Raw genomic sequence first — 13,138 nt, forward strand, 5'->3', positions numbered from 1 at the left:
AAACGAATTTGCGTTTTAGAACATCTTTTAGCAACTTGTGCAAACAAGTAAATGTTATTAGTGAGATGATTCCAAGAGAAATGTCATTGTATGATATTTTCCTGCGGAAAAATCAAGGTTAAGCTAATAAGAGCACACGGAGGATGCCTAGGCGCCAGGAGCCGACGAAGGACGTGGCGAACAACGAAACTGCCTCGGGGAGCTGTAAGCAAGCTTTGATCCGGGGGTGTCCGAATGGGGAAACCCAGCTGTGGTAATTCGCAGTTACTCATTTCTGAATACATAGGAAATGTAGAGGCAGACCAGGGGAACTGAAACATCTAAGTACCCTGAGGAAGAGAAAACAATAGTGATTCCGTCAGTAGCGGCGAGCGAACGCGGAACAGCCTAAACCTAAGAGCTTGCTCTTAGGGGTTGTGGGACGTCTCACATGGAGTTACAAAGGAATATGGTAGGCGAAGAGGTCTGGAAAGGCCCGCGATAGAGGTAAAAGCCCTGTAGCCTAAACTGTGTTCTCTCCGAGACGGATCCCGAGTAGTGCGGGGCACGTGAAACCCCGTATGAATCCAGCAGGACCATCTGCTAAGGCTAAATACTACCTGGCGACCGATAGTGAAACAGTACCGTGAGGGAAAGGTGAAAAGCACCCCGGAAGGGGAGTGAAATAGAACCTGAAACCGTGTGCTTACAAAAAGTCAGAGCCCTATTTATGGGTGATGGCGTGCCTTTTGTAGAATGAACCGGCGAGTTACGTTTAACATGCAAGGTTAAGCCGAGAAGGTGGAGCCGCAGCGAAAGCGAGTCTGAATAGGGCGATTTAGTATGTGGACGTAGACCCGAAACCGTGTGATCTACCCCTGTCCAGGGTGAAGGTGCGGTAACACGCACTGGAGGCCCGAACCCACGTACGTTGAAAAGTGCGGGGATGAGGTGGGGGTAGCGGAGAAATTCCAATCGAACTCGGAGATAGCTGGTTCTCCCCGAAATAGCTTTAGGGCTAGCCTCGGTATAAGAGTAGTGGAGGTAGAGCACTGATTGGGTGCGGGGTCCGCAAGGATTACCAAGCTCAGTCAAACTCCGAATGCCATATACTTATTGCCGGGAGTCAGACAGTGAGTGCTAAGATCCATTGTCAAAAGGGAAACAGCCCAGACCATCAGCTAAGGTCCCCAAGTGTGTGTTAAGTGGGAAAGGATGTGGAGTTGCACAGACAACCAGGATGTTGGCTTAGAAGCAGCCACCATTGAAAGAGTGCGTAATAGCTCACTGGTCGAGTGACTCTGCGCCGAAAATGTAACGGGGCTAAACACACCACCGAAGCTATGGCTAGATACGTATGTATCTGGGGTAGGGGAGCGTTGTATGTGGGTTGAAGGTGTACCGTAAGGAGCGCTGGACAGCATACAAGTGAGAATGCCGGTATGAGTAACGAAAAGATCAGTGAGAATCTGATCCGCCGAAAGCCCAAGGTTTCCTGAGGAAGGCTCGTCCGCTCAGGGTAAGTCGGGACCTAAGGCGAGGCCGAAAGGCGTAGTCGAAGGACAACAGTTTGAAATTACTGTACCACCGTAATCCGCTATGAGCGATGGGGTGACGCAGGAGGGTAGTGACGCGGACTGATGGATATGTCCGTCTAAGCAGTGAGGCTGATGTGTAGGCAAATCCGCACATCATTAAGGCTGGGCTGTGATGGGGAGCGAAAATTGTAGTAGCGAAGGTCATGATCTCACACTGCCAAGAAAAGCCTCTAGCCAGGAGAAGGTGCCCGTACCGCAAACCGACACAGGTAGGCGAGAAGAGAATTCTAAGGCGCGCGGAAGAACTCTCGTTAAGGAACTCGGCAAAATGACCCCGTAACTTCGGGAGAAGGGGTGCCCCGGTAGTGTGAATAGCACGAGGGGGCCGCAGTGAAAAGGCCCAAGCGACTGTTTAGCAAAAACACAGGTCTGTGCGAAGCCGCAAGGCGAAGTATACGGGCTGACGCCTGCCCGGTGCTGGAAGGTTAAGGGGAGTGGTTAGGGGTAACCCGAAGCTATGAACCGAAGCCCCAGTAAACGGCGGCCGTAACTATAACGGTCCTAAGGTAGCGAAATTCCTTGTCAGGTAAATTCTGACCCGCACGAATGGCGTAACGACTTGGGCGCTGTCTCAACGAGAGATCCGGTGAAATTTTAATACCTGTGAAGATGCAGGTTACCCGCGACAAGACGGAAAGACCCCATGGAGCTTTACTGCAGCTTGATATTGAATTTGGGTACGATCTGTACAGGATAGGTGGGAGCCGTAGAAATCGGAGCGCAAGCTTCGGTGGAGGCGCCGTTGGGATACCACCCTGATCGTATCTAGGTTCTAACCTAGTACCCTTATCGGGTACGGGGACCGTGTCAGGCGGGCAGTTTGACTGGGGCGGTCGCCTCCTAAAGAGTAACGGAGGCGTTCCAAGGTTCCCTCAGAATGGTTGGAAATCATTCGAAGAGTGCAAAGGCATAAGGGAGCTTGACTGCGAGACCTACAAGTCGAGCAGGGACGAAAGTCGGACTTAGTGATCCGGTGGTACCGCATGGAAGGGCCATCGCTCAACGGATAAAAGCTACCCTGGGGATAACAGGCTTATCTCCCCCAAGAGTCCACATCGACGGGGAGGTTTGGCACCTCGATGTCGGCTCATCGCATCCTGGGGCTGAAGTAGGTCCCAAGGGTTGGGCTGTTCGCCCATTAAAGCGGTACGCGAGCTGGGTTCAGAACGTCGTGAGACAGTTCGGTCCCTATCTGTCGTGGGCGCAGGAAATTTGAGAGGAGCTGTCCTTAGTACGAGAGGACCGGGATGGACGTACCGCTGGTGCACCAGTTGTTTCGCCAGAAGCATGGCTGGGTAGCTACGTACGGACGGGATAAGCGCTGAAAGCATCTAAGCGTGAAGCCCCCCTCAAGATGAGATTTCCCAATTAGTAAGACCCCTTGAAGACGACGAGGTAGATAGGTTGGAGGTGGAAGTGCAGTAATGCATGGAGCTGACCAATACTAATCGGTCGAGGGCTTATCCTATACTTAGAACGCAAATTCAATTCGGATTCAGTTTTCAGGCGATTAAGCCTGTAACACGCTTAGAAATTCATTGTCACTTCTGGTGATGAACCGAATTTCACGCGGCAGCGTCTGTTTCACAGACGCATGTTTGGTGGCGATAGCGGAGGGGTTCCACGCGTACCCATCCCGAACACGACCGTTAAGCCCTCCAGCGCCGATGGTACTTGGACCGAAGGGTCCTGGGAGAGTAGGACGTTGCCAAGCAGATTAAGCCATTGTTGATAATATCAGCAGTGGCTTTTTTTCTTTTTTTATTGTGCAAGTGTTTAAGGCTAGCAATAACATTAGAATAGGTTACTGTGGAATGACATTTTTGTTACCGACGCCGCGGTGGATACAAGTATAATAGAAAAGTGCTAATAGTTAGCAGATCTTTAATACGAAGGAACTACTCATAAATTCTAACTTTGAATTTTCTTGTGTCTTTAGATGCATTGTAGAGGTAGGGAGGATTTAAGGCATGAAACAATTTAAAATATTCAGGTTAATAACTATTTCTTGTATTTTAACTTTAATACTGGCAAGTTGCGGGGCCAAAGAACCTACGTGGGATACTTTTGAAGGTGCACTGAATGAGAAAAGCTTCCCGGTGCCCCATGAAGCGAACTCACCAGACCAGACTACTACTAACGTTGCTATGGATTATGTACGTTATTCTTTACCTGGCTTAAAGGAGAAGAATGGTATTCCGGATCAGTATCTGGAGGCTATTAAAGCTTGGGGTTGGAACGAACAGGAAGATGATGATAGTGATTCTTCAGGTGTTTTTCTAAAGGATGGGTTAACGGTTCATTTAACAGTGCATGATGATTATTTTGTAGTGATGATTCCTAAAGAAAAGAAGACCTCTATTAAAGGTCTCAAGACGAAATAAAGAATCGCCATCCTTTAAGGATGGCGGTTTATTTTTTAACGTGAAAATGATTTCAGTTATACTAGTGCCCTGCAATTTATTGAGAGTAATAGGATACATCGGTCGGATTGAATTTGAGCATGCCTCCCTGATCCTGTCGATTGAGCCTGAACAGAGTATAAAGACGAGGCAGCAGGAGCCATAAGTGGCAAGTGATCAGAGATACTGTAAATGCTGGTGGTGACCAGAAAATGAAGAGTGCTGCAATACAAAGGCCGATATAGAAATTATGTAGCTGTACTTTACGGAATATACGGTAACTAATGTGTTGGTCAGGCATAAAACCCAGCCAGGGTAGTTTAAATGAGACAGACCATCTTTTTGAAATAGGATGTCCTGAGATTAATAGAACTGAGCGTGAAATAACATATTGAACCCAGAAGGCTACAGGCGCTGCTATAATTATGTAGAGAATGCTCCACCAAGAAAGAAATACGGTTTCAAGCACAAGGACTAATAGGGGAAGCATAATATAAATAGGCAGCAGGCGTGCCGTTAGATTGATTTTTTTAATTAGCTTATATTGATAGAATGTAGCTGCACCTTTGGTATTGGGTTCCATAGATAATAGTCTAACCTCCTCGTGAATTCGTATGTTCTTAATATCGGCGATTGGGTGTATTTTATTAAACTGCTGCAAAAATTCACCGATATCATGGCAACGGAATATATATAATGAACGATACGAAGGATATGAAAAAACTATGAAAAGGTTTAAAATGATAGAAGGTGTATCATACTGTTCTTAAAAGAGTCAAGGTGGGATGGTTATGGAACAGCAAACCGGGCAAGCTTGTATTATTTGTGGACAGGTAAAAGAGGAAGGTATTGTGATTGTCTCGCATTTTATTTGTGAGGAATGTGAGGCTGAGATGATACGTACCGAGGCTGAGGATGCCAAGTACCGTTTTTTTATCGGCCGGATGAAGAAGATCGGATTGCAAAAGAATGCTTAAGTAGAGTAACTCTGTTAAATGATGCGGTTAAGAGAGCGGTCTGGATGAGAGATACGATGGCTGCATTAGTGATATTCAATATACGGCTTCCTCGTTCTTCGTGCGGGAGGAGCCGTTTTGTTGTCCATAGGGCTACTTTTACATTGAAGCGTAGGCGTTTGCGAATATTTACGTTAAAATAGAAGGAACCCTATGGGAAGGAATTTAATATGAATAAATTACAACGTTGTAGGGCGCCTATATACGAAATGCTGGAACAATATAGAATTATGGGTAATAGATCATATCATGTGCCAGGTCATAAAAATGGTGAGGCATATGATGGTGTTGAAGGCGCTGGCTTTTTAGATGAGGTAATGAAGTATGATGTTACGGAAATTACCGGAACGGATGATCTTCATCATCCTGAAGGAGTCATCAAGGAAGCGCAAGAGTTGGCCGCAGATTGCTTTGGAGCAGAGGAAAGCTTTTTTCTGGTTGGAGGGAGCACAGCCGGCAATCTGGCTCTGATTCTAACCGCTTGTTCCGAGCCTGGAATGATTATGATTGTTCAACGCAATGTGCATAAATCAGTCATTCATGGACTGATGTTGGCTGGAGTGCGTGCTGTTTTTCTGGAGCCGCTGATTGACCCTCTTAGCGGCTTAGCAGTGGCGCCGGCGGCAGAAGCTGTTGAGGCTGCTCTCGCAGCCTATCCTGAAGCTGCCGCTGTGTTTGTCACCATGCCGAATTATTATGGCATGGGCAGTGACCTTGCGCCACTCGCACGCATCTGTCACGACAGCGGTGTACCGCTGCTTGTGGATGAGGCGCATGGGGCGCATTACGGGCAGCACCCGGCGCTGCCAACGGGGGCGCTTGCTTGTGGCGCGGACGGCGTAGTGCAGTCCACGCACAAGATGCTCACGGCGATGACCATGGGCGCTATGCTGCACGTTCAAGGGCCGCGGCTTGACCGCGCCCTGCTTCGGCAGCGGCTCGCCATGGTGCAGAGCTCCAGCCCATCATATCCTATGATGGCTTCGCTGGATCTTGCCCGGCGGCTGTTGCACAGCCGGGGCAGCGATGCCTTCACGGCGGGGCTGGCCGCCGTGGACGTTCTGCGGCGCGAGCTCGCGGAGCTGCCGCGCTACGGGGTGGTGCAGCCGGCAGAGCCGCTGCGCCCGAATACGCCGCCTAATTCTATGGCGGCATACGTGACACAGGACCCCTTCAAAGTCGTCATTTATGACGCCACCGGGGTCCTGAGCGGCTTCGAGCTGCAGCGCAGGCTCGAGGCTAAGGGCTGCGTGCCGGAGATGAGCGATGACCGGCACGTAGTGCTGCTGTTCAGCCTCGGATCAAGGGCTGAAGATGCAGATCAACTGCTGCAGGCACTGCGGGAAATAGATTCGGAGGAGCCTTCCGAATCACCGCATACGCTTAGTAAACCAGACTCTCGCAATATTTCCACGTGGAACAATTTCCATTCTTTACAAATTTCAGATCCTATCCCCTTCTCATTGAAGCCGGTGTCAGCGAATGAGATTGAAAGCATTGATCTTGAACATAGCGTGGGTAGAGTAGCGGCGGAGATGGTTATTCCATATCCACCGGGCATCCCGGTATTATATCCGGGTGAAGTGATCACAGATCAGATCCAAAGAAGGCTGGGTGGTTTAGCCAAAGGAGGCGCCAAATTTCAGGCTTGTGCTGATCCGGTCTTACAGCGTATTAAGGTATACAACATTCAGAAGGGCGGAGAAGCATAGGTGGGAAAAGAAGTTTTCTTCATAACATTAGAAGGGGGCGAAGGCTCCGGAAAAACGACGGTATTAGGTAGAGTAGCAGCCTATTTACAGAACCGGTCCATGCCTTATCGAATTACACGTGAGCCGGGTGGCGTTGAAATTGCCGAGAAGATTCGCTCCATTATTCTAGATCCTGTCCATACAGCAATGGATGCGCGTACAGAGGCATTGCTATACGCTGCATCAAGAAGCCAACATCTCTCCGAAGTCGTTGAGCCGGCTCTTAGAGAAGGGCTTACAGTGCTCTGTGACCGCTTTGTAGACAGTAGTCTTGTTTATCAAGGACATGCGAGAGGACTCGGAATGGAAGAAGTATGGAGTATTAATCGTTTTGCGATCGGGGACCGTATGCCGGATCTAACCTTTTATCTGGATGTAGACCCAGAGATAGGGCTGTCACGGATTGCAGCGAACCAAGAACGGGAAGTCAATCGCCTGGATCTGGAGAGTCTTTCTTTTCATCAGAAGGTTCGCGAAGGCTATCAAATATTAGCCCAGGCCAATCCGGACAGAATAGTAGTTCTGGATGCTAATCGCCCCGTTCATATGGTAGAACAAGATATCATGAGAACTCTTGAAGAGAGAGTATTAAAGGGTTTTTAGGATGTTTTGTCTAATATACTAAGAGAAGTGACATATAACTAGGCGTGTGTTTATGAAGTAAGGGTTACTACTAGAAACCCTAAGTAGTAATACACCATAAAAGTATTGGGAGGGAATGCGAAGATGAAGTTGATCATTGCAATTATCCAGGATAAAGACAGTAACCGGTTGTCCAGTGAGCTAGTCAAAGCCAATTTCCGTGCAACTAAGCTTGCAAGTACAGGTGGCTTTCTACGTGCAGGGAATACGACATTTATGATCGGGGTAGAAGACAGTCAGATTGAATCAGTATTGACCGTGATCCGTAACAGCTGTAAAGTGCGTGAGCAGCTAGTCACTCCTGTAACACCGATGAGTGGAACAACGGATTCGTATTTGCCACTTCCTGTCGAGGTACAAGTCGGTGGAGCCACTGTATTCGTACTTCCTGTAGATCGTTTTGAACATTATTAAGTATAATATAGATTAGCAAGCCATTTATAAAAAGGGCGGTAGATAACCTTTGAAGATCAATCCGGGGTATAGGCCCTTGAAGAGTGAGATGCCAAATGCAGAAGGGGCTAACAAACCCGTTCAGCAAAAAACGTTCTCTGATGTTTTTCAGCAGCAAAGTGAGCAGAAAACCAAAGATGAATTGAATCGCCAGATCAAAGAAATACAGTCTCAAGGGGATCGTTTATCTAAGTCTATGACGATTCGTGAGCTTACCATTTACCGGATGATGATCAAAAGATTTCTGGAGGAAACGGCTCGAAGAGGCGTTATTCTGAAGGAAACACGCGGATGGGATCGACGTGGACGTGGCAAGCGTTACAAGCTGCTTGAGGAAATTGATTCGGCTTTGCTATCTATGGCAGATGATTTGCTGAATAGTGAGCAAGGCCGGATCGATCTGTTGGGACGCGTTGGAGAAATCCGTGGGTTGTTAATCAACCTTTCTTTTTAAAATATAAGAAAGTATAAGTTTGACACGATTAAACGCTTACCGTTCTTATAAGGACGCCGAAGGTGTTTATGTTTGAAAGTTTTGGGAGGAAATTATGCCTTTTCATGATATAGTAGGCCAGGAGAACGCCAAGCGGCTACTCCAAAATGCCTTGCGCAAAGAAGCTGTGAGTCATGCTTATTTATTTACCGGACCGGCAGGCAGTGGACAAATGAAAACGGCGCTGATGTTTGCCCAAGCTATATTTTGTACCCAGAGTAAGGACGATGCCTGTGGGGAATGCCTGGAGTGCCGGAAAGTAGAGCATGGAAACCACCCTGATTTGTCACTGCTGCAGCCCGATGGAGCAAGTATTAAAATAGATCAAATCCGTGAGCTGCAGCGCGTCTTTTCCTATCGGTCAGAGGGTGTGAATCCGAAAGTTTATATCATAGATGGAGCAGACAAAATGACAGTACAAGCTGCCAATAGTCTGCTGAAATTTCTGGAAGAGCCACCAGCTCCGGCTGTTGGAATCTTAATTTCTGATAATAGCCGTTCCTTATTGCCAACAATTCAGTCGCGGACCCAGCGGATTCCATTTAGTCCGTTAAACCCGGATATTATGCTCCAAGCTCTGGCAAGTGAGGGCGTTCCCATACCCTTAGCTCGATGTGCAGTATCACTTAGTTCAGGACTTGATGGTTGCAGGAAACTTTTGGAACAGAATTGGTTTGCAGAAATGAGAAATGTAATGTTACAATTAGCTAAGGAGTCCTTAGGCAAGGGCAGCTCCGCTGTAGCAACTGCTGGGCAGAAGCTGTTCAAGACCGGACTCGCTGAACATTTGGATATCTTCTTCAGCATGTTCCATCTGTGGTTTAAAGATATGCTTTACTTCCTGTATCGTAAGCATGAGAGTATCGTTTTCATAGATCAGTTAGACTTTATTTCCAGGCATGCCCGTGAGCGGAGTGCGGAACAATGGGTGGCTTATATGGGATTTGCTGCAGAGACTACTAAGAAGCTGCGATCCAATGCCAATGCCCAGTTGTGTCTGGAGCAGTTTTTAATCCGACTGGAAAGTTAAAGGATTAGTTATGATATATCCTCCGGATGTCGCTTTACCTGGAAATATCGTTTTAACAGACGAGGAAGGACAAGCATGGATCATCAGGGAGCGGACATGCCCATAGGTTCCTTTTACCGGCAAACAAGGGGGTTAATTTTTGTACAGCGTAGTAGGTGTCCGTTTTAAAAAAGCGGGTAAAATATATTATTTCGATCCACTTGATTTTCCGATTGAACGGGATCAATATGTTATAGTGGAGACAGCACGTGGGGTTGAATACGGTAAAGTTGTCGTAGGCAAAAAAGAGGTGGAAGAATCCGACGTAGTTTTACCCCTCAAAAAAGTGATGCGAATTGCTGGAGAAACCGACGCACGCGTAGTTGAAGAGAACAAAGGGGCCGCTAAAGAGGCTTTTACCACCTGTTTAAATAAAATACGCGACCATGGTCTTAAAATGAAGCTCGTCGATGTAGAGTTTACTTTTGACCGTAATAAGATTATATTTTACTTTACGGCCGAAGGACGGGTCGACTTCAGAGAATTGGTTAAAGATCTAGCAAGTATCTTCCGGACCCGCATTGAGCTACGGCAAATTGGGGTGCGTGACGAAGCTAAAATGCTAGGTGGACTTGGACCTTGTGGACGAGTGCTTTGTTGTTCATCTTGGTTAGGGGATTTTGAACCCGTATCCATTAAAATGGCCAAGGATCAGAACCTATCACTTAATCCGACGAAGATTTCAGGACTTTGTGGACGTCTGATGTGTTGTTTGAAATTTGAGCATGACAATTATGAGAGTGTAAAGGAAGAAATGCCAGCGGTCGGCAAGATTGTCGTGACCTCATTGGGTGATGGCAAAGTAGTAGGACTTAATGCCGGAAGCCGTACGGTTCATGTACAGTTGTTTGAAGTGGGCAAAGTTAAGGAACTTCCAATGGATGATGTTGTCGTCAAGTAAACCATTATAAGGTTACTTTCGGGGTGGAAACTTGGAGAAGAAAAATATATTTGCACACATGCAGGATATGGAAGCACAGATGGAAACGATGCGCGCCAATCTTGGAGAATGGAAACAGACGGTAAAAGAACTGATGGAAGCTAATCAGAGGTTAACTCTGGAGAATGAACAGCTTCGCAAAATTTTAAAGCGGGATGCACCTTTGGATCCTACCGTAGATTCTGCGGAGGCGGAAGCTCTTTTAGCTGCCGGAGAGGGAACAGAAGAGGTTGTCGGGGAAGGTTATGACAACTTGGCCCGGCTTTACCATGAAGGCTTTCACATCTGTAATGTTTATTTTGGACATTTACGTACGGAAGGTGATTGTCTGTTCTGTCTTTCTTTTCTTAATAAATGAGGATATCCAGCCGTAGGAGATTGATCCTACGGTTTTTTTTGAATTTTAGCTCAACAAAACATTTAGGAGATTACTACATGACAAATTCTTTTAACGATATATCTGTTCCTTTGTTACCGACGGAACGGGTGGATGATTTACTAACGCATGACCTGCGTATTATTCAAAGTGACGAAGTATTTAGCTTTTCTATGGATGCTGTACTGCTTGCCCGTTTCGCCAGCGTTCCGCCACGAGGGAGAGTCCTGGATCTTTGTACTGGAAACGGTGTAATACCGATTTTGATGACTACCCGAACAAAGGCTTCTATAGAAGGGATTGAAATACAGCCCCGTTTAGCGGATATGGCTCGTCGTAGCGTGGCTTTAAATGGACTTCAGGATCAGGTTGTGATCCATGAAGGCGATTTACGTGAGTTATATAAAGTAGCAGGACATGGCGTATATGATGCGATAACGGTCAATCCCCCTTATATGCCGCTTAACGGTAGTGACCTTAAGCTGAACACTCATCAGGCTATGGCTCGTCATGAAATAGGATGTACACTGGAGGAGGTCATTCAAGCCTGTGTGCGACTGGTTCGGACCGGAGGAAAGGTAAGCATGGTTCACAAGCCACAACGGTTGGTCGATATTATTAGTCTAATGAGAAAATATAGGCTCGAGCCTAAGATTATTCGCTTTGTACATCCACGTGCGCATCTGGAGGCCAATATGGTATTAATCGAAGCGATGCGTGATGGCAAACCTGAGGTTCGTTTACAACCACCCCTCATTGTATATAATGAGGACAATCAATACTGTCCAGAAATTATGGACATCTACTATGGTGCTAAAGAGGGTAAATCATGACGATATCATGCCAAAGCAGTTTTCAGAACAATAACAATACACATAAGCAGGAGACAACAGGTTCACTCTTTTTGGTGGCAACACCCATTGGTAATTTAGAGGATATGACCTATCGCGCTGTACGCACATTGCAGGAATGCGATATTATAGCTGCTGAAGATACAAGACAAACTCGAAAATTGTTGAGCCATTTTGAAATTTCGCCTTCTATGCTGTTCAGTTACCATGAGCATAATAAGGCTGCCAGTGGACCTGAACTTATTCGCTATATAATAGAAGGAAAAAATTTGGCCCTCGTCAGCGATGCCGGTTTACCAGCCATTTCTGACCCTGGTGCAGACCTTGTAGCCCTTGCCATAAGTCACGGTGTACCAGTGATTCCTATACCCGGAGCTAACGCAGCTTTGTCAGCTTTAATTGCCTCAGGTCTGCCTACGACAACGTTCACTTTTATCGGTTTCTTACCTCGAGAACGTAAGGATATCCGTGCGGTATTAAGTCCACTTCGTTCGGCGCAAGGCACTATACTGTTCTACGAATCTCCACATCGCGTGGTGAAGACATTGGCTCATCTCCATGAAGCATTCGGCAATCGACGGATTGTGCTTGCTCGTGAACTGACAAAGAGATATGAGGAGTTTCTACGTGGAACGATTGAGGAATGTACGGATTGGCTGGCTGAACATCCACCGCTTGGTGAGTATGTCATCGTCGTTGAAGGGGAGAGCAAGGAAGATGCTGAAATGGCGGAATCGGCTTGGTGGCGTCAGTTAAGTATTGAAGAGCATGTTGCTCATTACGAAGCCGCAGATATGCCGCGTAAAGAAGCTATGAAAAAAGCAGCCTCTGATCGTGGTGTGGCAAAGCGGGATATTTATAACGCGCTTCTTGATAAGGCAGAGCAGTAAGTGCTTAAGGGATTTGCTTGGAGGTTAAATGTATTTTGTACAGTTATAAAGATGAAGTCCTTCTAGACAACCTTTGGGGTGGCAAACACAGGTAAATGCAGAAAAAAATACCTCCCGCGGTCACGGGAGGTCAAGGAGATATGAAAAGGTTAGAATTAACAATTTGATTAGTTCTATTATATACTATTTATTTTAGTTTGTCACAGGGGTAGGGATAGTAGAAATGCATTCATGACAAACTATTTTTCCTTTGAAGTAAGTTACGTTCTCAGCGTTGCCGCAGAAAATGCAGGCAGGCTCATATTTCTTAAGCATAATGCGCTCACCATCAACGTAAATTTCAAGTGCGTCTTTTTCACCAATGCCAAGAGTACGGCGCAATTCAATGGGAATAACAACCCGTCCAAGTTCGTCTACTTTTCTTACAATTCCTGTTGATTTCATCATAACAATCGTTACTCCTCTCAATGTTCCAAAAACGTCATTATTCGACATTGTTCACTGTTTTATGATATTTATAATACCAACGATTCCCAAAACAGTCAACCTTTTTTCATCTGTTAAATAAGTGCTTTTTCACGAGAACTTTGAATTCCCTATAACAATCACGAATTCTAAAAAAAGTGTAAAAATAAACTTTGTCGATTTACCAAGACTAAAAACGTCACAATTCGACAA

General features: G+C 46.4%; 13 protein-coding genes and 2 rRNA genes. 13 read left to right on the forward strand and 2 right to left on the reverse strand.

What is annotated here, in order from left to right:
• Positions 1–116 precede the first annotated feature (116 nt).
• The 3 genes from QNH28_RS00105 to QNH28_RS00115 all read left to right on the forward strand — a co-directional run bounded on the left by QNH28_RS00105 (position 117) and on the right by QNH28_RS00115 (position 3,961).
• A 23S ribosomal RNA gene (locus QNH28_RS00105) occupies positions 117–3,045 on the forward strand.
• Positions 3,046–3,174: 129 nt separating this feature from the next.
• A 5S ribosomal RNA gene (gene rrf, locus QNH28_RS00110) occupies positions 3,175–3,291 on the forward strand.
• Between the two features lie 256 nt (positions 3,292–3,547).
• A complete protein-coding gene (locus QNH28_RS00115; protein ID WP_283909678.1) occupies positions 3,548–3,961 on the forward strand; it encodes a hypothetical protein in 414 nt (137 codons plus the stop codon).
• Positions 3,962–4,037: 76 nt separating this feature from the next.
• Here QNH28_RS00115 and QNH28_RS00120 read toward each other — a convergent pair whose 3' ends face one another.
• Positions 4,038–4,562 (reverse strand): hypothetical protein, encoded by a 525-nt coding sequence (locus QNH28_RS00120; protein WP_283909679.1) that lies wholly within the window; start codon positions 4,560–4,562, stop codon positions 4,038–4,040.
• Between the two features lie 208 nt (positions 4,563–4,770).
• Here QNH28_RS00120 and QNH28_RS00125 point away from each other — a divergent pair, with 208 nt between their 5' ends.
• The 10 genes from QNH28_RS00125 to rsmI all read left to right on the forward strand — a co-directional run bounded on the left by QNH28_RS00125 (position 4,771) and on the right by rsmI (position 12,460).
• Positions 4,771–4,956 carry a sigma factor G inhibitor Gin gene (locus QNH28_RS00125; RefSeq protein WP_042123074.1) on the forward strand — a complete coding sequence of 62 codons (186 nt, stop codon included), beginning with the start codon at positions 4,771–4,773 and terminating at the stop codon, positions 4,954–4,956.
• 209 nt (positions 4,957–5,165) lie between these two features.
• Positions 5,166–6,707 carry an aminotransferase class I/II-fold pyridoxal phosphate-dependent enzyme gene (locus QNH28_RS00130; protein WP_283909680.1) on the forward strand — a complete coding sequence of 514 codons (1,542 nt, stop codon included), beginning with the start codon at positions 5,166–5,168 and terminating at the stop codon, positions 6,705–6,707.
• Positions 6,708–7,349: a dTMP kinase gene (gene tmk, locus QNH28_RS00135; RefSeq protein WP_283909681.1), complete on the forward strand. Its 642-nt coding sequence runs from the start codon at positions 6,708–6,710 to the stop codon at positions 7,347–7,349.
• A gap of 123 nt (positions 7,350–7,472) precedes the next feature.
• Complete coding sequence (locus tag QNH28_RS00140; RefSeq protein WP_042183817.1) at positions 7,473–7,802, forward strand: cyclic di-AMP receptor DarA; 330 nt, start codon at positions 7,473–7,475, stop codon at positions 7,800–7,802.
• 49 nt (positions 7,803–7,851) lie between these two features.
• Positions 7,852–8,295, forward strand: coding sequence for a YaaR family protein (locus tag QNH28_RS00145; protein WP_042183820.1), 444 nt, complete (start codon positions 7,852–7,854; stop codon positions 8,293–8,295).
• 94 nt (positions 8,296–8,389) lie between these two features.
• A complete protein-coding gene (gene holB, locus QNH28_RS00150; RefSeq protein ID WP_283909682.1) occupies positions 8,390–9,364 on the forward strand; it encodes a DNA polymerase III subunit delta' in 975 nt (324 codons plus the stop codon).
• 139 nt (positions 9,365–9,503) lie between these two features.
• Positions 9,504–10,304, forward strand: a complete 801-nt coding sequence (locus QNH28_RS00155; protein ID WP_042123087.1) for a PSP1 domain-containing protein — start codon at positions 9,504–9,506, stop codon at positions 10,302–10,304.
• Between the two features lie 31 nt (positions 10,305–10,335).
• Positions 10,336–10,701 (forward strand): DNA replication initiation control protein YabA, encoded by a 366-nt coding sequence (gene yabA / locus QNH28_RS00160; protein WP_042123089.1) that lies wholly within the window; start codon positions 10,336–10,338, stop codon positions 10,699–10,701.
• 77 nt (positions 10,702–10,778) lie between these two features.
• Positions 10,779–11,552, forward strand: coding sequence for a tRNA1(Val) (adenine(37)-N6)-methyltransferase (locus QNH28_RS00165; RefSeq protein WP_283909683.1), 774 nt, complete (start codon positions 10,779–10,781; stop codon positions 11,550–11,552).
• Entirely contained in the window at positions 11,549–12,460 is a 912-nt protein-coding gene (rsmI, locus tag QNH28_RS00170) for a 16S rRNA (cytidine(1402)-2'-O)-methyltransferase (protein ID WP_283909684.1), read from the forward strand. Before QNH28_RS00165 ends, rsmI begins: the two co-directional genes overlap by 4 nt.
• Positions 12,461–12,652: 192 nt before the next feature.
• Here the strand turns inward: rsmI and QNH28_RS00175 are convergent, their stop codons facing one another.
• A complete protein-coding gene (locus QNH28_RS00175) occupies positions 12,653–12,907 on the reverse strand; it encodes an AbrB/MazE/SpoVT family DNA-binding domain-containing protein (RefSeq protein ID WP_042123095.1) in 255 nt (84 codons plus the stop codon).
• Between the last annotated feature and the right edge of the window lie 231 nt (positions 12,908–13,138).

The sequence above is a fragment of the Paenibacillus sp. G2S3 genome, assembly GCF_030123105.1.
GTDB lineage: Bacteria > Bacillota > Bacilli > Paenibacillales > Paenibacillaceae > Paenibacillus_AQ.

What these genes read in the sequence shown, in the direction of transcription:
- QNH28_RS00125 (WP_042123074.1), top strand. Translation starts at nt 4,771, where the DNA reads ATGGAACAGCAAACCGGGCAAGCTTGTATTATTTGTGGACAGGTAAAA.
- holB (WP_283909682.1), top strand. Translation starts at nt 8,390, where the DNA reads ATGCCTTTTCATGATATAGTAGGCCAGGAGAACGCCAAGCGGCTACTC.
- QNH28_RS00140 (WP_042183817.1), top strand. Translation starts at nt 7,473, where the DNA reads ATGAAGTTGATCATTGCAATTATCCAGGATAAAGACAGTAACCGGTTG.
- QNH28_RS00115 (WP_283909678.1), top strand. Translation starts at nt 3,548, where the DNA reads ATGAAACAATTTAAAATATTCAGGTTAATAACTATTTCTTGTATTTTA.
- QNH28_RS00165 (WP_283909683.1), top strand. Translation starts at nt 10,779, where the DNA reads ATGACAAATTCTTTTAACGATATATCTGTTCCTTTGTTACCGACGGAA.
- QNH28_RS00130 (WP_283909680.1), top strand. Translation starts at nt 5,166, where the DNA reads ATGAATAAATTACAACGTTGTAGGGCGCCTATATACGAAATGCTGGAA.
- QNH28_RS00175 (WP_042123095.1), bottom strand. Translation starts at nt 12,907, where the DNA reads ATGATGAAATCAACAGGAATTGTAAGAAAAGTAGACGAACTTGGACGG.
- QNH28_RS00120 (WP_283909679.1), bottom strand. Translation starts at nt 4,562, where the DNA reads ATGGAACCCAATACCAAAGGTGCAGCTACATTCTATCAATATAAGCTA.
- rsmI (WP_283909684.1), top strand. Translation starts at nt 11,549, where the DNA reads ATGACGATATCATGCCAAAGCAGTTTTCAGAACAATAACAATACACAT.